Below are 18,431 nucleotides of genomic sequence, written 5' to 3'. Positions count from 1 at the left end.
ACTGACGAACCAAGCCTGCGCTTCACCTTGTCGGCGATCGAGCGGCTGATCGCCCTTTGCCCGGCTGTTCGTCGGGCTGAGTATGCGGACCAGTCGTTGGGTTGAGGTCGGGACATTTATCGAAAAGGCACTGCGGCGAGCGGAGCCGTAGACTAACGTGGCGTTCTGCACATAGAACGTCATCCGCCTGCTCCCGACGTGAGGGCAAAGGAAACTGAAACGTGACGCCCCGCCCGTCATGTGGGTGGCGCCCAGATCGTTCCGCCGTGGCTTTCGACTATCGAGCGGCAGATCAACAGCCCCATGCCCATTCCACTCGGCCTGGTGCTACAGAGCGCGTCGAAGATCCCCCTGACGCTTGCGGATCAATGTCGATTCCCGTGCCCCGGACGGCGATCAGCACCTGTCCGGGAAACGGCCTTTGCGACCGTATAGCCAACTCGCGTGGCCGACCGTCGACCGAGGCGATGGCGTCCGCCTCATTGAGCAGCAGGTTTATGATCACCTGCTGCAGCTGCACGCAGTTGCCGAGCACGACCGGCAGCGTCGGCGCCAGTTCCAGGCGCAGCTACCCGATGGCTGAGCACCTCCTGCTGCACCAGCGGGATCACCTCGTTGATAGCCTCGATGATGTCCAGCGCCACCTTCTGGGGTCTCGGTCTTCCCGGAAAGCGCGCGAAGAGGATCTCGCTTGCCCGCCTGCCATTATTGACGAATATCATCAAGAGGCTCACGCACCTCGGTGAGGTCCGGCCTCGCGGCTGAGCCACTGCAGGCAAACTTCAACGTCGGTGACGATGGCGGCGAGCGGCGGGTTCACTTCATGGGCGATCGAGGCCCCGGCATCGCCGCCATGCCGGTGTAATGCATAGCCGCAATGCCAAGTCCCATGCAGATGCCGCTGAGCATGAGGCGAAGCGGCGCTGGGTACGGCGACTGATGACGTTGAAACCAGTGCTCGCGTGGTGGCCACTGCCCACCGAGATCGAGGGCAGTGTAGACGCGAAGACGGCGACCAGAATGGAAAAGCGACGAGATACAGATTTGTGTGTTCCGGCGACGATCATGGCGATCGGCCCAATTTTCAGATACAACTCCGGTGGGCGACGCATCCGCAAATGTGCCCTTAAGTGGCTACCGCAATCCGACCCCAGAAGCTATCGGCTTGATAGAGGATACGAGCTGCGGCACGCATCGAGATCAGCCGCGATTCCACGAAAGCTCGTATGCAGTGACGCCGATCCTTTGGAAGTATTTCCAGTATCAGTTCACGGAGATCTATCTCGACCACGAGGCGCGTTTGCCAGGCCGGGTTGAGGCGGGGTTATGCGGCGATACACGAAGCTTTCAGCGGTTTGTCGCCTTGGCTTCTCACGGAAACCGCAGTGGTGGAGGCATTATCGATGAACCTTTCCATCCGAGCGACATCGCCATCGGCAAGCACCACCGCGCAGATCGGCGTCGAGCGCAGCGGCGTGTCGGCGCTGGGCTGCAATTCAGACGTTTGCGCGATCTGTTGGCGGATGTCGGGGGAGGCGTTGAAGAGAACCCAGTCGCGCCCGTCGGCGGACGCAGCGAGATTCGATTGCGTCCGCTGGTCGATGCCCGCTGCGCCAGCACGGGCCGCACGGCTCAGCCGGCAATTGGAGTTCCACTGCGGAAAACTGTCGCCTGCGGACGATCCGACGATCTTCAGGCGCAAGGCGGTTTTCACTTCGCGGCATTCTCTATCGCCCATAGAAATCGAAACCCTGGAAGCGACATCGTGCGCGTCGAGGCTTGTCATGGCTTACCTGGTGGGGGAAAGGTGCGTGCCCCCGGGGACACGCACCTCCACGGCCTACTTCTTGGGAGCCATTCCAGCAGGCAGATACCGCGAGATTTCGAAACTTGCGGGGACTTGGCACATGTTCGGTTTGGTCCAGCTCTTCTTCATTTGTTTCTCCTGTTGCGCCGGCCCGAAGGGACCGATCCAGTCGCTGATCAGCCATTGCGAGGCACCTGTGTGCCAATGGCTCGCCCATCACTTTGAAAATGGACAATGAAACAAGCAGTCCTGAAAACCCGAAAGTGAATCCAGCAGCCGGCCGCTCGTCCGATGCTCCTATTGCGGAATCGGATTGTCGTGTTCGTTGATAAACAGCAGGTGGTGGAACTCGCTTGTTACTTCAATTGTTGGACGCAGAAGGTGCATTAGTCGACGACACCCGCCATACGGTGTCTCCCAGGTCGTCCGCTACCAGCAGTGCGCCGGACCGATCAACCGCCAAACCAACCGGCCTGCCGCGCGCCTGATTGTCCGCATTGAGGAAGCCGGTGACGACGTCCTGCGCCGGGCCGCTGGGCCGTCCGCCGCTAAACGGCACGAAAACCACCTTGTAGCCGTTAAGGGGGCTTCGATCCCAGCTTCCGTGTTCGCTCACGAACGCACCGCCGTGGTAGCTTGGGGGAAGGCCGTTGCCCGCGTACATTGCTACACCCAATGGCGCTACGTGAGAGCTCAAGGCGTAGTCCGGCGCAATCGCGGCGGCCACCAGGTCGGGTCGCTGCGGCTGGACCCGTGGGTCCAGGTGCTGGCCGTAATAGCTATAGGGCCAGCCATAGAAAGCTCCGTCCCGCACTGAGGTCAGATAATCCGGAACCAGGTCGGGCCCGATCTCATCGCGTTCGTTGACGACGGCCCAGAGCTTGCCGGTCACAGGCTCCCACGCAAGCCCGGTGGGATTGCGCAGGCCACTGGCGAAGATGCGGTGCGCGCCCGATACCCGGTCGACCTCCCAGACCGCGGCTCGCTCGTATTCGGCCCCAATTCCGTTTTCGGTGATATTGCTGTTTGATCCGACCCCGACATACAGCTTGGAGCCATCCGGGCTGGCCAACAAACTTTTTGTCCAATGATGATTGATGGGTCCACCAGGAAGGTCGGTGAGCTTGGTGCCGGAGGCACTGATGCTGGTTTGCCCTTCCTGATAGGGATAGCGGACGATCGCATCGGTGTTGGCAACGTAGAGGTCCTTGCCAACCAAAGCGACGCCAAAGGGCGAATTGAGGTGATCCAGCAAGACGGTCCGTAGCTCGGGAACGCCGTCACCATTGGTATCGCGCAACAGCGTGATGCGATTTCCGCCGGGGGCTGTCGCGCCAGCGTACCAGGTTACCCAGCCCTGGACTATGTCCTTGGGACGATAGATCGGCGGTGTCGGTCCATTGGCCTCAACCACCAACACATCCCCATTGGGAAGGGTGTAGAGGGATCTTGGATGCTCAAAGCCGGTGGCGAAAGCATGGACCTGCAATCCTTGCGGCACAGTCGGGGTTTCCTTCCCCCATGAGACGACTTTCGCGACCTTTATCGGCGGTACCAAATACTGCTGCAGCGCGGGCAGCGGAGGATTGGCGCCGATCTGCTTGCTTGGGTCGCCACCATTGTTATCACAGCCGGCGAGTCCCAATCCGGCCGCGGCGACAACAAGAAGGGACAGACCCCGCTTCACTGAATCTGCAATTTTGACGGCGTGCATCAAGTGCTTGCTCCAATGCGATGGCGATATACCAGAGCCGAGCCCATCCCGGCACTAAACAACAGAATGACTATGACGAGGCCGGAAAGTGTCAGGCCCGTCGGCACCACCGCTGTGTAAGCGTCGCGGCTGTGGATGAAAGCATTTATCAGCGAGAGCAAAACAGCGACCACATAGCCAATCGCGAACGGCCAAGTCAGCGAACGGATGTGTTTGCGGCCGACAAGATCAATCACGAAAGCTATGATCGCAAGGCCTGCCAGGATCAGGCCGACTGTGATCAGCCAGATGGAGAACGTCTCCCACGTCACGGCTACGGTCCGCCAATAGACGATATCGGTGATAAAAGCGCCTACGAAGCAGGCGATGGAAAACGATACCAGTATCGGATGAATTGGTTGTCGTGCGACGGGTAAGTCCATCCGGTCGGGTGTGGTGCTGGTGCTATCGGTTGTCATTGCAATGCCATCCGTTACCCAAGTTACATTCCTAACGTAACCATGGAGCGATGGACCGGACCATTAAACGAAGGCTTATCTGTTCGTTACATCAGGTTGGGAAGAGAATACTTAGGTTTAGGGTCGGCCGCTCAACGGCAAGAATGACGCAAGAGCCGCAATCCTCGGCAAGCGTTGCCTTGCCTGGTGAATTACAATCTACCGGTGCGCGCCGGTCGCCAAAGCCCAACACAATGACGCCCGTCAACGCCGCCCGACGCTCAGAGCGTCCGGCTGATCGATATTTCGATGCCTGCTAGCCGGTGATGTCCCGTTTGCGTTGTTTTATCGCCGCCGCATTCGAATGGAGGATAGCCGATGACCGAGCCAACCGACGTCGACAATGATCTTGGCCTGCCGTCGCGCCGGCGGTTTCTGCGCGAAGGTAGTGCGTTGCTGGGTGGAGCTGTCATGGCGGGGGGGCTCGCCGGCAGCGAAGCGCTGGCGGCAAGCGATAATGCCGACAATCTCCCGCCTAACGTCCCGGAATGGATGAAGGCGCCCGGCGATCCAATGGGAAGCCAGCTCTATGGAACGCCTTCGCCGTTCGAGAAGGGTGTCATCAAAAATATCCCGGACAATCTGCCGCAATATCTATCCGCGTCCGGACGGACGCCACTTCAGGATCTCGATGGCATCATCACGCCAAACGGACTGTTCTACGAACGTCATCATGGCGGGGTGCCCACGATCGATCCGGCGCAGCATCGACTGATGCTGCATGGCCTCGTCGACAGGCCGCTGATCTTCACGATGGATGACATCCGCCGCTTCCCTTCGGAATCGCACATCTATTTTCTCGAATGCTCCGGCAATCCCAATTACAAGAAACCCTACGGCAAGACGGCATCCGACCTTGTCGGTCTCTTGAGCTGTGCCGAATGGACGGGAGTCAGCCTGAAGGTCGTTTTGCAGGAAGCGGGATTGCAGCCGGGCGCGAAATGGATCGTCGCGGAAGGTGCCGACGCTGCCGCGATGACACGCAGCATTCCGATCGAAAAATGTCTTGAGGACGCGATGCTGGCATACAGCCAGAACGGTGAGCGCTTACGCCCGCAGCAAGGCTATCCGTTGCGGCTGCTGCTGCCAGGTTTTGAAGGCAACATGAGCGTAAAATGGCTGCGCCGTCTGCGCGTTGCTGCGGAGCCGACTTACTCACGCGAAGAAACATCTAAATACACCGACCTGATGCCAAACGGATCGGTACGTGAGTTCACGTTCTACATGGAAGCCAAATCCATTATCACGCGGCCCTCGGGTGGCCAACGACTGAGCACACCAGGCTTTCACGAGATCAGCGGTATCGCCTGGAGCGGACATGGCAAGGTGAAGCGGGTCGACGTTTCGGTCGATGACGGCAAGAGCTGGCAGGAAGCGCAACTGCAGGAGCCGGTGCTGACGCGGGCATTGACCCGCTTCAGGCTTCCCTGGCAATGGGACGGCAAACCGGCAGTCATTCAAAGTCGCGCAACAGATGTGACCGGTTACGTTCAGCCGACATTGGCCGAGCTTCTGGCGGTGCGTGGCGACAATTATTATTATCACAACAACGCCATTTGGCCCTGGCGCATTGCAGCGAATGGCGAGGTGTCCAATGCCAGCGCATAAGCTTTGTATCGCGGTGCTCGCCGTGCTTGGGCTGGCGTCCGTTACGCGTGCGCAGGAGCAAGGCCCCTACGGCATCGGTCGATCGGCGACGCCGGCTGAGATCGCGGGCTGGAACATCGATATCGGTGGCGACGGCGAAAATCTTCCACCGGGAAGCGGCAGCGTCAGTCACGGCCGGATGGTCTTCGATCAGCAATGCGCGGCCTGTCACGGTGCGAAAGGCGAGGGCGGGGTTGGCGACAAGCTGGTGGGCGGGCAGGGCACGCTGGCGACGACAAACCCGGTCAAGACAGTCGGCAGTTACTGGCCTTATGCCTCGACATTATTCGACTATATCCGCCGCGCCATGCCGCAGAACGCGCCGCAATCGCTGAGCAACGAGGACGTCTATGCCGTCTCCGCTTACATCCTCAATATGAATGGGCTGCTTCCGGCGGATGCGACGCTCCACGCCAAGAGGCTTAGTAGGATCAACATGCCGAACCGGAACACGTTCGTCGGCGATCCCCGCCCTGACGTGCCATGATGGATTGGTGAGGAATAAGCAAACGAGACTCGCCGGGCCGTTAGCATTGGGAGAGGAAACCCCGGAGCAAGTCATGAGCCAGACCATCCACGGCGCCGCAATGGCCGACAGCAAATCGCCGCGAAATCACTGAGTTGGTGCGCGACACGGGGTCGCTATCCATTCGCTACCTGGTCATCTCCTATCGCGAAGGCTAAAGGTCATGGCCACGTATCGTCGGGAAGGTTCACCACGATCGGCGTTGGGGTGCTCCTCACGACCACCCAGTGAAAAGGCTCCGAATCCGATGGATTGATCTCCATATGTGGTAGGAACGCAGGCACATGAATGAAATCGCCGGCTTTCGCGCTCGCGGCGTATTCTCCCCTTGCGCCCCAGCGGACTTTGCAGATGCCGGACAACACATAGGCAATCGTCTGCTGCTCTCCATGATGATGGATGCCCGTACGGGCTCCCGGCATGACCTCGAACAGGCCGCCCCATAACGCCGATTGGATGCCGAGCTGCGGCGCGACCGCGGCCAAGCGGACGGAACCTGGCGTCTGTGCCGTCCCCGGGTCGAAAGCAGTCGGGCTGACAATACGAATTGCGGGACATTCGGTCACCATGTCTATGGATAGCTCCTTGTCGGTGAAGAAAGGCGGCCTCCATTCGAGGCATTGTTGCCGATGGATTCAGCAGCAAACTTCGAGGCTCGCTGACATTCATCCGTCGCTTTGAACGCAGCTATACGGTTTCCTCGCAGCTGTCTTCCTGTGGTCCGATCAAAGAGTTTCTGCTTGTCCGAAATTGCTGGCGCTGCTTTTCGGTTGCGCCTTTTGCGACTGCAGCACGCACGGGCGCGTTCGGAGCGACCCCGAAAGCGACATCGCAGCGCGGCCGAAATAGCGTCCCCGGCGCCTGTGGAGAGGATGATCGCGTGATCCCTCAAAGCCTCACGGAAGGGTACGCAAGGCGTTGACGACAGTCGATCCGGCAATTTGACGTAGCGGATGGTCTGAATCGGTCGCGGCCTCGCCTCCTGAAATCAACGCAAGACCGGGCCAGGTAGCGCAAAAATGCGCAAGTTCATATCCAGGCAAACGGGTACGTCTTCATCTGCACTCAGTCGGAGACACTGCCATGGAAAGGGAATTCGCCCTTCGCTCACCCATATCCCGGCGACGGTTCTTCGGCACAGCTGGGGTTACGACCCTGGCCCTGGCTTCGCCGCCAGCATTTGCCGATGCGACCGCACAAACCTCATCGTTGCCGACTGTGAACGTCAGGTTGACCGTCAACGCGCGGCAGCTTGCCCTCGATCTCGACCCTCGCACGACGTTGCTCGATGCGCTGCGTGAGCATCTCGGCTTGACCGGCACGAAGAAAGGCTGTGACCAAGGACAGTGCGGCGCCTGCACGGTAATTGTCAATGGACAGCGCATCAACAGCTGCCTGACGCTTGCGGTTATGCACGCCGGCGACGAGATCACCACCATCGAGGGTCTGGTAGAGGACGGCGATCTCCATCCGATGCAGGCCGCCTTTGTGCGCCATGATGGATTGCAATGCGGATATTGCACGCCCGGCCAGATTTGCTCGGCCGTCGCGTTGCTGGCCGAACACAAGGCGGGCTGGCCAAGCCATGTGACAGCGGATGTCGCGACCAGGCCAGCGCTGACGGATGCCGAAATCGCCGAACGGATGAGCGGCAATATCTGCCGGTGCTCAGCCTATCCCAACATCGTCGCGGCGATCCGAGACGTGAACGAGGGAGGCCGCGCATGAAGCCGTTCCGCTACGAACGGGCAAACGGCGTCGCCGCGGCATGCGCAGCTGCTGCCGCACCCGGAGCCAGGTTTATTGCCGGTGGTACCAACCTCATCGATCTCATGAAACTGCAGATCGAGACACCCGAGCTGCTGGTCGACATCGGCCTGCTGCCGCTCGCAGACATCATCGAAAGCACCGCTGAGGGTGGCCTGCGCATCGGCGCGGGAGTCACGAACAGCGGGCTTGCCGCCGACATGCGCGTCCGCCGCCTCTATCCGCTGCTATCGCAGGCGATCCTGGCGGGCGCCTCGACACAGCTTCGCAACAAGGCAACGACAGGTGGGAATCTGCTTCAGCGCACGCGATGCCCCTACTTCTATGACACGACCAAGCCATGCAACAAGCGTGCGCCCGGATCCGGCTGCGCGGCGCTGCACGGAATCAACAGGATGAACGCGGTGATGGGGGTCAGCGACGACTGCATTGCGGCGCACCCGTCCGATATGGCGGTCGCCATGACGGCGCTCGATGCGCGGTTGGAAACCGTCGCCCCTGATGGCGCGATCCGCGCCATCCCGATCGACGCGCTCTATCGTGCGCCCGGCAACACGCCCCATATCGAAACGGTGCTGGCGCCGGGTGAACTGATCCGGTCGGTGCTGCTGCCACCGCCGCCGCAGGGCCGCCAAGTTTATCGCAAGGTGCGCGATCGCGCTTCCTTCGCTTTCGCGCTCGTTTCGGTCGCCGTCGTCGCAGAGCGCGAGGGTGACAGGGTGCGTGCCGCGCGCGTCGCGTTCGGCAGCCTGTCCTACAAGCCATGGCGATCGGCGGAAGCCGAAGCCTCGCTGGAAGGCGCCTCGGCGACTCGAACGTCTTTTGATGCTGCCGGCATAGCTGCGCTCAAAAATGCGCGCGGCTATGGCCATAACGACTTCAAGATCCCGCTCGCACGCCGAACGCTGCGGGCCACGTTGGCCGACGCGGTTGGCGTCTGAGGAGAAGCAAGCATGGCCGAAAGCAAGCGCGCCGACGTAATCGGCCTTCCTCTCGATCGCATCGATGGCCGATTGAAGGTGACTGGCCGGGCCACCTATGCCTTTGAATACGCGACGCAAGGGAGCGTCGCCTATGGAGTCATAGTCAGTGCAGCGATCGGCAAGGGGCGCATCCTGAGGATCGATACGCGAGACGCACAGCACGCGCCCCGCGTGCTGCTCGTATTGACCAAGGACAATGCGCCGCCACAGACGCCCTGGGGCCCAGTCGACCTGCCGGATCGCTTTGCGCGCGCGGAGCCCGCGCTCGACACCGACGAGGTGCTCTATTTCGGCTTCCCTGTCGCCTTCGTGGTCGCCGAAACGTTCGAGCAGGCCACCGCGGCCGCCGCGATGGTCCGCATCCAGTATGATCCAATGCCAGGCGATTATGATCTCCACGCAGCGGGTCCTTCCGCCGAGAACCCGGGCCGGATCGATGGCAACGGTCCCGCCGACAGTGCCGTCGGTGATTTCGAATCCGCTTTCGCCAGCGCTCCGGTGCAGATCGACGCGCACTACACCACGCCCCATCAGCATCAGGCCCCGATGGAGCCGCACGCGACGATGGCGGCGTGGGAGGGCGAGATGTTGACGGTGCACACCTCCGCGCAGTTGACGACCAGTCCGCAGGAAGGCCTCGCCCGGACGTTCAACACCCCCAAGGAGAATGTCCGTATCATCACCCGTTATGTCGGTGGCGGTTTCGGCAGCAAGTTGCCGTACTATGTAGACGCGACCCTCGCCGCGATCGGCGCCCGCACGCTTGGTCGACCGGTGAAGGTGGCAATGACACGCCCGCAGGTCTTCTATACCACTACACACCGCACCGCATCCGAGCAGCACGTACGACTGGGCGCGGACCGCGACGGCCGGCTGACCGCCTATGGCCAGGAAGCGCTAGTGCATTGCGCGCGCTTCGACCTGTTCACTGAGCCGGTCTGCGACGCGGCCCGCAGGCTCTATGCCGCCCCCAACCGGCTGACCCGGCATCGCCGGGCAAAGCTCGATCTGCCGCGCTCAGATTCGATGCGCGCCCCTGGCGAGGCGATCGGCCTGCTGGGGCTCGAATGCGCGATGGACGAGTTGGCGGAAGCCCTCGACCTCGATCCCGTCGAGTTGCGTTTGCGCAATGACACCTCGAGCGATCCTGAGCAGGATCGGCCGTTCGCTTCGCGGCATCTGGCCGAGGCGTTGCGCGAGGGTGCTGCCCGCTTCGGCTGGAACAAGCGCGTCGCAAAGCCTGCCAGTGTTCGCGACCGGCGCTGGTTGGTCGGCCTAGGCGTCGCCTCGGCGATCCGCGGCGATATACTGCAGAGCGCGACGGCGCGGGCGCGCCTGGAGAACGATGGCAAGATAACTATCGAGCTGGCGATGACCGACATCGGCACCGGCTCCTACACGATCCTGACGCAGATTGCCGCCGACACGATGGAACTGCCGGTCGACCGCGTTACTGTTCGCCTTGGCGACACCCGCTTTCCGCCCACCGCAGGCTCGGGCGGCTCTTTTGGGGCGGCGACGTCCGGTTCCGCGGTTCTTGCGGCCTGCCGGAAACTCAAGGCCGGGCTCGCCTCCGGAATGACGGAAAGCTTGGGGTCGGTCACGCCCGCCGATCTCGACGAGGCGTATTCGCACGCCGGCTTCGGCGCGCATTTCGCGGAAGTCTGCGTCGATCGGGACACCGGTGAGGTGCGCGTCCGACGCATGCTCGGCGTGTTCGCGGCCGGCCGTATCCTCAATGCAAAGACCGCCCGCTCGCAGATGATCGGCGGCATGACTTGGGGCATCGGCTCGGCGCTGCTCGAGGAGAACCATGTCGACTCGCGCTTCGGCTCCTTCATCAACCAGGATCTGGCCAACTACCATGTCGCGGTAAACGCTGATGTCGGCGCGATGGAGGTGGTGTTTCTGGATGAGGCCGATCCGCACGGCGGTCCCCTCGGCAGCAAGGGTGTCGGCGAGCTGGGCATTTGCGGCGCCGGAGCCGCGATCATGAACGCCATTCATAATGCTACCGGCGCACGTATCCGCGACTTTCCCGCCACCCCGGACAAGTTGCTGGCGACACTCGAAACGCTGGACCCTTAGCACCAGCAAAGTCATCTTCAAATGTCTGATCCCGGCTGCTTGCGCATTTTGCCGGGTAGCGGCACGGCAGTGAGCGCCGCCGGGATCTGGCTCTGGAACGATATCTTTCGGTGCGTATCGGTTGGTGCCGGGACGTGGCGCCGGCCGCTTTCGAGTGGTGGCGCGATGCGGCGCGTCTCACCCGCTCTCATTCCAACATGTCGATCGAGTCACATCCGGTCTATATCACTGGATCCGGTCCCCACTTGTCTGTGGAGCCCGGACCCGAAAGGCTCAGTGTCACGAGCAATAGTGACGATGTCCGTCATATCCAAGATATGTCCCGGTGGCGGGATTGTACGAACGGTACCGCGCCTCGCAGGAAGCGACGTTAGCGTCATTATTTGCGGCATGGTCCCCATAGTAGTAAGGATAGTAGTCAGGACCCCAAGCGTCCCACCACCCCCCAAAGCCGTCATAACCGCGACCGAAGCCACGATCGCCGAAGCCATGACCGCCACCGCCGTCGCCGAAGCCGCCGCCACCGTGGCCACCGCCGCCGCCGCGAGCCATCGAGTCTGACACCGAACCAATCGCCAGCACTGCGCCCAAGGCGATCGTTGTTAAGATTAATGTTGATTTTCGCATGGTAAACTCCTTCAAGTTGGCTTTTCCAACGTGTATGAAAAGCCTGCTCTTGATATATATTGTGAGAAAATGTTATCGCCGATGACGCGAATGTATTTAATCGACATATGTTTTATCACTTAAAGCTATACTTCTGTTTAATAGGCGCTTAATCCTGTGGGGATAGAATCGCGCCCGCCCCCTGGGATCCCGCGCCCGTGACTACAGCAAGCGTTGCAGGGGACTAGCTTTGCTGCGCAATTCCGGAAATGGCTTGTTGGAGTGGATCGCTCCTGCCTCTATCGCACACGCAGCCAACAACGCCATCCAGCATCCGATCGCCGCGAATTTCTGAAGCCATGCCGAGCGCATGCCGACCGGTGACATTCGCCATGCTGCTGCTCTCGATGCAAACCAGCGTCATCAGGCTGAGGAGGCAGAATGCGCCGATGGCCTTTTGGTGTTTCGTTTCCGCCGCGTACTCACGCCGCTTAGTGTGTCCCTTCTCCGGGCTCTGCCTCTGTCGTGCTCAGCGCGTCGAATGCGTCCGCCGAGATGCCCCGATAATGGTGAAGGAACGCCGCGAGCGCCCAGATGCTTTGATCCGGAATCTGATCGCCCCAGGCAGGCATTGCTGTTCCGGGGATGCCATTCTTGATCTTCGAGAAGACCTCGGCGGGATCGTTCCGCCGGCCGGTGCGCAACAAGTTCGGAGGCGCCGGGGTCATCCCCTGGACGGTCGCGGCAATGCCTGGGGCCCCATGGCATTGGACGCAGTTCTCCCGAAACAGGTGCGCTCCAGTCTGCTCCGCCTGCGGCGTCTCGAGATTTTCTGGAAGCTCCACCCGTGCGGCGATTATTGCAGCAATGGTGTATGGCATTGCCGTTTGCGGCGCGCGGGCCGCGCTCATTGCGATCGGCACCAGTGGGGAATCGTGGGACCCGCTCATGTGGAAGAAGAGCAGGCCTCCAGCAGGGACCGCAACGACAGCGATTCCGAGCGCCTGGAGCAAACGAGCCAACATTGGAATTCCTCACGTTGATTTCTTGTCGCGACTGCAGGTCGCCAGCCCGACGTCGGCAAGCAGCACCCGTCGGCCTTGGTGCGGTCGCCATGAACGAGACGGCATTCATTCACCGGCGGCTTCAATGGGTGTCACCTGGTGGCGCAAGCCGCCCAGGAACCTGCCCAGCCGATCAAGATAGAGGTAGACGACCGGCGTCGTATAAAGCGTCAGCAGTTGCGAGAGCACCAAGCCACCCACGATGGTGTAGCCCAGCGGCTGGCGGATTTCCGATCCGGCGCCGGAGCCCAGCATCATCGGCACGCCGCCTAGAATTGCCGCCATGGTGGTCATCAGGATCGGCCTGAATCGTATGATGCAAGCCCGGTAGATCGCCTCCTGTGGGCTCAGACCTTCGTTCCTCTCGACCGCGAGCGCAAAGTCGACAAGCATGATGCCGTTCTTCTTGACGATGCCGATCAGCAGGATAACGCCGATCATCGCTATCACGCTGAAGTCCATATGGACCGCCATCAGCAACAACAAGGCACCGATGGCGGCCGAAGGCAGCGTCGATAAAATGGTAATCGGATGGATCAAGCTCTCGTACAGCACTCCGAGGATGATGTAGATCACCACCAGCGCCACTCCGATCAGGATTGGTGTGCCTGACAGCGCCGACTGAAAGGCCTGCGCGTTGCCCTGGAAGCTGGTTGCAAGCGAAGCGGGCTTTCCGGCATCGCGCTCGAACTGCTGGATGGCGGCGACCGCATCTCCGAGCGCCGCCCCCGGTTTCAGATTGAAGGAGATCGTGACCGCCGGGAACATGCCTTGATGATTGACCACGATCGGCGCAGCCTTGGTCACGCTGGTCACCAGGGTGCTTAGCGGCACCTGCTGCCCTGTCGAAGAATTCAGATAGATATCCTTGAGCGCTTCGGGACCATACTGGAATTCCGGGCTGACCTCGAGAACGACGTGATACTGGTTGAGCTGCGTGAACATGGTGGAGACGATGCGCTGGCCAAAGGCATCGTCGAGCGTGTTGTCGATCGTCGACGGCAGGATTCCGAAACTCGACGCGACTTCGCGATTGACGGTCACATCGAGCAGTGGTCCTGCATTCTCCTGGTCGGTGGCCACGTCGATAATTCCCGGCAAGCTTTTAAGCTTGTCGAGGAAGATCGGCGCCCAATGGTTGAGCTCATTGGAATCGGCATCGGCCAGAGTATATTGATACTGTGTCTTCGAAACGCGACCACCGACGGTGATGTCCTGCGCCGCCTGCATGTAGAGCGCTATGCCTTGGGTCTTGGCGAGTTGGGGCGTTAGCCGGTTGATCACCTGATCAGCGCTAACGTCACGTTGGTCGTTGGGCTTCAAGGCAATGTACATCGTCCCCTGATTGAGCGTGCTCCCGCCAGCTGCTCCTATCGAGGCGCCGACCGAGGCAACCGCCGGATCCTTCATCACGGTGTCGATTATCGCCTGCTGGCGCTGGGCCATGGCCGGGAACGAGATGTCCTGATTGGCTTCGGTTACGCCGATAATCAGGCCGGTGTCCTGTTGCGGGAAAAAACCCTTCGGGATGACAAAGTAGAGATAACCGGTGACGGCAATCGTCCCGAGCATGACGAGCAGCGTAACGAAAGTGTGCCGCAGGACAATTTTCAAGCCCCGTTCATACAGTCCAAGCAGCGCGTCGAAGCCGCTTTCGCAAATGTCATAAAGCCGCCCGTGCCTGACGTTGGCCTCATTCTTCAGCAGGCGCGCGCACATCATTGGCGTCAGCGTGAGCGAGATCAGGAGCGACAGGATCAATGAAACGCTCACCGTCACGGCGAATTCCTGGAAGAGCTCGCCGACATAGCCACCCATCAGGAACAGCGGAATGAATACGGCGATCAGTGACAGCGTAATCGAAACGATGGTGAAACCGATTTCGTTCGAGCCCTTTAGCGCAGCCTCCATCGGCGTGAGGCCCTCTTCGACGTGGCGGACGATGTTCTCGATCACGACCACTGCATCGTCGACGACGAAGCCGACGGCGATCGACAACGCCATGAGCGACAGATTGTCGAGGCTGTAGCCAAGCGCATAGAGCACGGCAAAGGTGCCGACGAGCGAAAGGGGGACGGTTATTGCGGGAATGACTGTTGCCCAGAAATTACGCAGGAACAGGAATATCACCATCACCACCAGGGCAACGGTCAGCATCAAGGTAAACTGCACGTCCGAGACCGAGGCGCGGATGGTTTGTGTGCGGTCTGAAACGACCGAGACCTTGATGCCGGGCGGGATCGAAGCCTGGAGTTGGGGCAACAGAGCCTGAATGCGGCCGACCGTCTCGATCACATTGGCACCGGGCAGGCGCCGGATAGCCATCAAGATGGCGGGCTTCTTGTCGAACCAACCTGCCACAAAGTGGTTCTCCGGCCCGTCGATCGCGGTGCCGATGTCACGGATGCGCACAGGGGAGCCATTGCGATAGGCAATGATAATATCATTGTAAGGGTCAGGTTTGAGCAGCTGGTCGTTGGTGTTGAGCGTGTAGGTTTGACGCGGGCTGTTGAGCGTGCCCTTCGCAATATCGACATTGGCCTGGCCGAGCACGTTGCGGACATCTTCAAGCCCGATGCCGCGAGCCGCGGCCGCTTGCGGATTGATCTGCACACGGATCGCTGGCTTCTGCTGGCCGCCAAGGCCGACAAGGCCGACGCCCGAGATTTGCGAGATCTTCGGCAGCAAGATGTTTTCCGCATAGGCATCGACCGTCGTCAGTGGCAGGGTATCGGATGTCAGTGCGAGTACCAGGATCGGCGTATCCGCCGGATTAACCTTACGGATGGTTGGCGGATAGGGGATGCCCAGCGGCAGATAGGGGCTGGCGGCATTGATCGCCGACAGGACGTCAACCTCTGCGCTGTCGACGCTACGGCTGAGGTCGAACTGAACGGTGAGCTGTGTGCTGCCAAGCGCGCTGGCCGAAGTCAGCTGGGTCACGCCGGGGATTTGGCTCATCTGTTGCTCAAGCGGCGTCGCCACTGAGGAGGCCATCGTTTTAGGGTCGGCGCCGGGCAGCTGCGCTGACACCTGAATCGTAGGAAAGTTGACGTTCGGCAGGGATGCGACAGGCAGAAGCCGGTAAGTGGCTAGCCCACACAGCAGCAGACCCACCATCAGCAGGCCTGTCGCGATCGGCCGGCGAATAAAAGGTGCCGAAATGTTCACGGGATCGCCTGCTGTACTGCGCTTTGCAGGTCGGCTTCACGAGCGGCTTTGCCGTGCAGCACTTGGACGGGGGTGCCCTGCGCGAGCCTGTACTGTCCATCGACCACAACGGTTTCGTTCGCCTTAAGACCCGAATCGATGAGAACGTCTCCCCCGGTTATCTGTGTGACAGTGACAGGCCGTATCTGCGCGGTTCCATCAGGCGCGATCACGTAGACGTAGGAGCCGTTCGGACCCTGCTGCACTGCCGAGCCGGGGATGGTCAGCCCGTTGTTGCGGGTATTGAGAAGCAACCGCGCATTGACGAGCGCACCCGGCCAGAGTTGGTTTCGTGCGTTCGGAAACGTCGCCCGGAGACGGATCGTGCCCGTCGTCTGGACGATCTGGTTGTCGATAAGCAGGAGTTTGCCTTCGTCGAGCTTAGTTTTGTCATCCTGGCTGTACGCAAGGACCGTAAGCTGCCCCTTGGCCATCTGCTGCTGGATTTGTGGGAGAGTGTCCTCCGGCAGCGTGAAGATCAACGAGATCGGTTGGATCTGCGCAACGTCGACCAGGCCAAAAGTATCGGTCGGGTGAATGATGTTGCCTTCATCGATCTGCCGAATACCCGTTACGCCGTCAATCGGCGAGGTCAGGCGGGTGTAGCTCAGATTGATCTGCGCGGCCTGCAACAGAGCCTCGTCTGCTTTGATTGTCGCCTGAAGCTGGGTCACTTGAGCTTTCTGCGTGGCCACCAGTTGGGAAGTGGCAAAACCCTTCGCCAGCAGTGGCGTGTAGCGGTCCAGGTTTGCCTGCGCGTTGACGAGTTGCGCCTGGTCGCGATCGCGGGTAGCGGTTATCTGATCGATTTGTGCTTGGTAGGGATTTGGATCGATCTGTGCCAGCAGATCGCCCTTTTTTACCGTCTGACCTTGGGTGAATGTGATCTTCGTAATCGGTCCTGAGATCAGGCTGTGCACCACCACGTTGTTGTAGGCGATCACCGTTCCTACTCCACGAAGGTAGATCGGCACATCCTGACTGGTTACTTTTCCGGCAACGACCGGAACCGCCGGGGCAGGAACGGAGGCCGCCGCAGGTTCGGAAGGATCGTAGACGTGCTTGGCTGCAAGACCAACGCCGCCGACTATGATCAGCAGCGCGGCAATAATGAAGGGTCGCTTGCGCATCGGGGGCTCCTACGAGACGGCTCTTAAGGGATCGAGCAGCCGGATGTCGATGACGTGCTGCTTGTGCCTGTCATACCCGTGCTGCTGCAGGATGTGCCTAGTGCATCGAGTGTTGGAATGGACACCAGTGGGGCCGTTACCGGATCGGCTATTTCGGGTGTTGGAATGGTTATCGGGCTCACCACGCCCAGATTGCTGAGTTCTGAAGACCCGAGCGGAATCCCAGCCGGGGTCCCGAGACTAGCGGACGTTGTCCCGGACGATGTCCCGGTGGTAGTTGATAGTGTCGCTGTGCTGCTGGAAGACGACGTGCTCGACGCGGTCGAGTTGCAGGTGCCCGATGCTGTCGAAACCGTGGGGCTCGCAGACGACGTCCCGCTCGTGCCTCCGCCGTCGAAAGTGGAGGTGCTTCCGGCAACTTGAGAACTTGACGCCATGACACTTGGCGCTACGACATTTGTACACGTCGTGCTGCCCATGGAGCTACCCGCGCCGCCCATGGAGCCGGACGTCGTTGCCGAACTGGACGTCGTCAAGCCACCAGGATCGAGTTCGACCGCGCCCAGGGGAATACCAACCGGATTGGTTCCAACCGGATTGAGGGGTGAACCAACTGCAGAGAGGGGCGAGGTCATTCCTATTGCGGGCGTGGTCGTGCTGACTTGCGCCAAGCCCGGCCCGCTGAAAAACAGCGCGATCGCCATGGCGATTAGCAAGATTGGCATCGCAATATCATGCTCATTTCGCATCGGAACTACCGTCGTTTCGAGTGTCTGGGTCGGCTATACGTGAAAGAACGCCGTACTATTGCCACCGCTCCGATCGCCTGGACCGCGTGCGGCCAAAGGATTTCATGCGTGGAAGCAGCACTTGACAGGTTCGGCCTTGGTCGTTGGAGTCGGATTCACCAGGTTCTGTTCGGAGATGATGCCAGCTCGAGAGGAACCGCTCTTCCTTAAAGGCGGCTGGATTTCTCTATTCGCACGCCAACCGCCAGCGTTGGACAGTTATCTCGTGATTGGGCTGTTCCGGCGTCGGTGGTTGTGCCGAGGAAAGTTCGGTGCGCTCTTCCAGCGAAGTGTAATGAGGCGGCGGAACTGCTTTGGGTTTTGACAAGGTCGCGTTCCTTGCAGACCGCCCGATCGAGGGGAAACTTCGTTGCCGGGATGGATCGCTTTGGCGCGTCCGGAAACGCTTCCGCAGGTGAAGCCTCCGCTGCAAACCAACGTATGAGCCTTTCAGACTTCTTCTTCACTCTCCCATACCTTTGTGGGATGGATCGCATGGTCGCTGGCATTTTAATGTGAGTAGAAGGAGAGACAGCCAATTGCCCGAATAACGGATTGATCGTCAGCATTTCGCATTGATCGTAAGCGCGTAGCTGAAGCCGTT

Annotated in this window: 21 protein-coding genes; 7 read left to right on the top strand and 14 right to left on the bottom strand. The window is 60.4% G+C overall.

All coding sequences use genetic code 11. The features are described 5' to 3' along the window. The 7 genes from NMG80_RS01960 to NMG80_RS01940 form a co-directional block, all read right to left on the bottom strand. Positions 1-183 (bottom strand): hypothetical protein (locus NMG80_RS01960; RefSeq protein WP_254016583.1); only part of this gene is annotated, 183 nt, incomplete at its 3' end. 53 nt (positions 184-236) lie between these two features. Continuing rightward, a complete protein-coding gene (locus NMG80_RS37170; RefSeq protein WP_367185906.1) occupies positions 237-347 on the bottom strand; it encodes an ATP-binding protein in 111 nt (36 codons plus the stop codon). Between the two features lie 132 nt (positions 348-479). Then, positions 480-722: a hypothetical protein gene (locus NMG80_RS01955; protein WP_254016582.1), complete on the bottom strand. Its 243-nt coding sequence runs from the start codon at positions 720-722 to the stop codon at positions 480-482. Positions 723-816: 94 nt separating this feature from the next. After that, a complete protein-coding gene (locus tag NMG80_RS37165; RefSeq protein ID WP_367185905.1) occupies positions 817-891 on the bottom strand; it encodes an MHYT domain-containing protein in 75 nt (24 codons plus the stop codon). 433 nt (positions 892-1,324) lie between these two features. After that, a complete protein-coding gene (locus NMG80_RS01950; protein WP_254016581.1) occupies positions 1,325-1,786 on the bottom strand; it encodes an MBL fold metallo-hydrolase in 462 nt (153 codons plus the stop codon). A gap of 382 nt (positions 1,787-2,168) precedes the next feature. Then, a complete protein-coding gene (locus NMG80_RS01945) occupies positions 2,169-3,521 on the bottom strand; it encodes a PQQ-dependent sugar dehydrogenase (RefSeq protein ID WP_254016584.1) in 1,353 nt (450 codons plus the stop codon). Then, entirely contained in the window at positions 3,521-3,979 is a 459-nt protein-coding gene (locus tag NMG80_RS01940; protein WP_254016580.1) for a DUF2231 domain-containing protein, read from the bottom strand. Before NMG80_RS01940 ends, NMG80_RS01945 begins: the two co-directional genes overlap by 1 nt. A gap of 357 nt (positions 3,980-4,336) precedes the next feature. Here NMG80_RS01940 and soxC point away from each other — a divergent pair, with 357 nt between their 5' ends. Beyond that, on the top strand, positions 4,337-5,626 hold the full coding sequence (gene soxC, locus NMG80_RS01935) for a sulfite dehydrogenase (RefSeq protein ID WP_254016579.1): 1,290 nt from the start codon (positions 4,337-4,339) through the stop codon (positions 5,624-5,626). Beyond that, entirely contained in the window at positions 5,613-6,152 is a 540-nt protein-coding gene (locus tag NMG80_RS01930) for a c-type cytochrome (RefSeq protein ID WP_254016578.1), read from the top strand. Before soxC ends, NMG80_RS01930 begins: the two co-directional genes overlap by 14 nt. Positions 6,153-6,352: 200 nt before the next feature. Here NMG80_RS01930 and NMG80_RS01925 read toward each other — a convergent pair whose 3' ends face one another. Next, entirely contained in the window at positions 6,353-6,760 is a 408-nt protein-coding gene (locus tag NMG80_RS01925) for a cupin domain-containing protein (protein ID WP_254016577.1), read from the bottom strand. Positions 6,761-7,274: 514 nt separating this feature from the next. Between NMG80_RS01925 and NMG80_RS01920 the strand changes: the two genes are divergently transcribed. Genes NMG80_RS01920 through NMG80_RS01910 form a run of 3 tightly spaced genes read left to right on the top strand, consistent with a single transcriptional unit; the run spans position 7,275 to position 11,029 of the window. Next, positions 7,275-7,919 carry a 2Fe-2S iron-sulfur cluster-binding protein gene (locus NMG80_RS01920; RefSeq protein ID WP_254016576.1) on the top strand — a complete coding sequence of 215 codons (645 nt, stop codon included), beginning with the start codon at positions 7,275-7,277 and terminating at the stop codon, positions 7,917-7,919. Next, the gene (locus NMG80_RS01915) at positions 7,916-8,899 is read left to right on the top strand and encodes an FAD binding domain-containing protein (RefSeq protein ID WP_254016575.1); all 984 of its coding nucleotides are present in this window, start codon (positions 7,916-7,918) and stop codon (positions 8,897-8,899) included. Before NMG80_RS01920 ends, NMG80_RS01915 begins: the two co-directional genes overlap by 4 nt. A 12-nt stretch (positions 8,900-8,911) precedes the next feature. Beyond that, complete coding sequence (locus NMG80_RS01910) at positions 8,912-11,029, top strand: xanthine dehydrogenase family protein molybdopterin-binding subunit (RefSeq protein ID WP_254016574.1); 2,118 nt, start codon at positions 8,912-8,914, stop codon at positions 11,027-11,029. 279 nt (positions 11,030-11,308) lie between these two features. Here the strand turns inward: NMG80_RS01910 and NMG80_RS36970 are convergent, their stop codons facing one another. The 5 genes from NMG80_RS36970 to NMG80_RS01885 form a co-directional block, all read right to left on the bottom strand. Next, entirely contained in the window at positions 11,309-11,671 is a 363-nt protein-coding gene (locus NMG80_RS36970; RefSeq protein ID WP_301942196.1) for a BA14K family protein, read from the bottom strand. A 208-nt stretch (positions 11,672-11,879) separates the two neighbouring features. Next, the gene (locus tag NMG80_RS01900; protein ID WP_254016573.1) at positions 11,880-12,029 is read right to left on the bottom strand and encodes a hypothetical protein; all 150 of its coding nucleotides are present in this window, start codon (positions 12,027-12,029) and stop codon (positions 11,880-11,882) included. Positions 12,030-12,126: 97 nt separating this feature from the next. Further along, positions 12,127-12,546: a c-type cytochrome gene (locus NMG80_RS01895; protein WP_254016572.1), complete on the bottom strand. Its 420-nt coding sequence runs from the start codon at positions 12,544-12,546 to the stop codon at positions 12,127-12,129. Between the two features lie 219 nt (positions 12,547-12,765). Continuing rightward, positions 12,766-15,870, bottom strand: a complete 3,105-nt coding sequence (locus NMG80_RS01890) for an efflux RND transporter permease subunit (protein ID WP_254016571.1) — start codon at positions 15,868-15,870, stop codon at positions 12,766-12,768. Beyond that, positions 15,867-17,039 carry an efflux RND transporter periplasmic adaptor subunit gene (locus NMG80_RS01885; protein ID WP_254016570.1) on the bottom strand — a complete coding sequence of 391 codons (1,173 nt, stop codon included), beginning with the start codon at positions 17,037-17,039 and terminating at the stop codon, positions 15,867-15,869. The genes NMG80_RS01890 and NMG80_RS01885 overlap by 4 nt, the downstream gene beginning before the upstream one ends. Positions 17,040-17,156: 117 nt before the next feature. Here NMG80_RS01885 and NMG80_RS01880 point away from each other — a divergent pair, with 117 nt between their 5' ends. After that, positions 17,157-17,462, top strand: coding sequence for a hypothetical protein (locus NMG80_RS01880; RefSeq protein WP_254016569.1), 306 nt, complete (start codon positions 17,157-17,159; stop codon positions 17,460-17,462). Positions 17,463-17,537: 75 nt separating this feature from the next. Continuing rightward, positions 17,538-17,831, top strand: a complete 294-nt coding sequence (locus NMG80_RS01875) for a hypothetical protein (RefSeq protein WP_254016568.1) — start codon at positions 17,538-17,540, stop codon at positions 17,829-17,831. 163 nt (positions 17,832-17,994) lie between these two features. Here the strand turns inward: NMG80_RS01875 and NMG80_RS01870 are convergent. After that, positions 17,995-18,431 (bottom strand): hypothetical protein (locus tag NMG80_RS01870; RefSeq protein ID WP_254016567.1); only part of this gene is annotated, 437 nt, incomplete at its 5' end.

This window comes from Mesorhizobium escarrei, from assembly GCF_935825525.1.
GTDB classification, from domain to species: domain Bacteria; phylum Pseudomonadota; class Alphaproteobacteria; order Rhizobiales; family Rhizobiaceae; genus Mesorhizobium; species Mesorhizobium escarrei.
Note: the sequence above shows the minus strand (reverse complement) of the source record. Positions and strands in the feature narration are given on the sequence as shown.

Bases quoted from the DNA above. Each gene is read 5' to 3' on its own strand.
- NMG80_RS01955 (WP_254016582.1), bottom strand. From the start codon at position 722: ATGATATTCGTCAATAATGGCAGGCGGGCAAGCGAGATCCTCTTCGCG.
- NMG80_RS01950 (WP_254016581.1), bottom strand. From the start codon at position 1,786: ATGACAAGCCTCGACGCGCACGATGTCGCTTCCAGGGTTTCGATTTCT.
- NMG80_RS01945 (WP_254016584.1), bottom strand. From the start codon at position 3,521: ATGCACGCCGTCAAAATTGCAGATTCAGTGAAGCGGGGTCTGTCCCTT.
- NMG80_RS01940 (WP_254016580.1), bottom strand. From the start codon at position 3,979: ATGACAACCGATAGCACCAGCACCACACCCGACCGGATGGACTTACCC.
- soxC (WP_254016579.1), top strand. From the start codon at position 4,337: ATGACCGAGCCAACCGACGTCGACAATGATCTTGGCCTGCCGTCGCGC.
- NMG80_RS01930 (WP_254016578.1), top strand. From the start codon at position 5,613: ATGCCAGCGCATAAGCTTTGTATCGCGGTGCTCGCCGTGCTTGGGCTG.
- NMG80_RS01925 (WP_254016577.1), bottom strand. From the start codon at position 6,760: ATGGTGACCGAATGTCCCGCAATTCGTATTGTCAGCCCGACTGCTTTC.
- NMG80_RS01920 (WP_254016576.1), top strand. From the start codon at position 7,275: ATGGAAAGGGAATTCGCCCTTCGCTCACCCATATCCCGGCGACGGTTC.
- NMG80_RS01915 (WP_254016575.1), top strand. From the start codon at position 7,916: ATGAAGCCGTTCCGCTACGAACGGGCAAACGGCGTCGCCGCGGCATGC.
- NMG80_RS01910 (WP_254016574.1), top strand. From the start codon at position 8,912: ATGGCCGAAAGCAAGCGCGCCGACGTAATCGGCCTTCCTCTCGATCGC.
- NMG80_RS01900 (WP_254016573.1), bottom strand. From the start codon at position 12,029: ATGGCGAATGTCACCGGTCGGCATGCGCTCGGCATGGCTTCAGAAATT.
- NMG80_RS01895 (WP_254016572.1), bottom strand. From the start codon at position 12,546: ATGAGCGCGGCCCGCGCGCCGCAAACGGCAATGCCATACACCATTGCT.
- NMG80_RS01885 (WP_254016570.1), bottom strand. From the start codon at position 17,039: ATGCGCAAGCGACCCTTCATTATTGCCGCGCTGCTGATCATAGTCGGC.
- NMG80_RS01880 (WP_254016569.1), top strand. From the start codon at position 17,157: ATGGACACCAGTGGGGCCGTTACCGGATCGGCTATTTCGGGTGTTGGA.
- NMG80_RS01875 (WP_254016568.1), top strand. From the start codon at position 17,538: ATGGAGCCGGACGTCGTTGCCGAACTGGACGTCGTCAAGCCACCAGGA.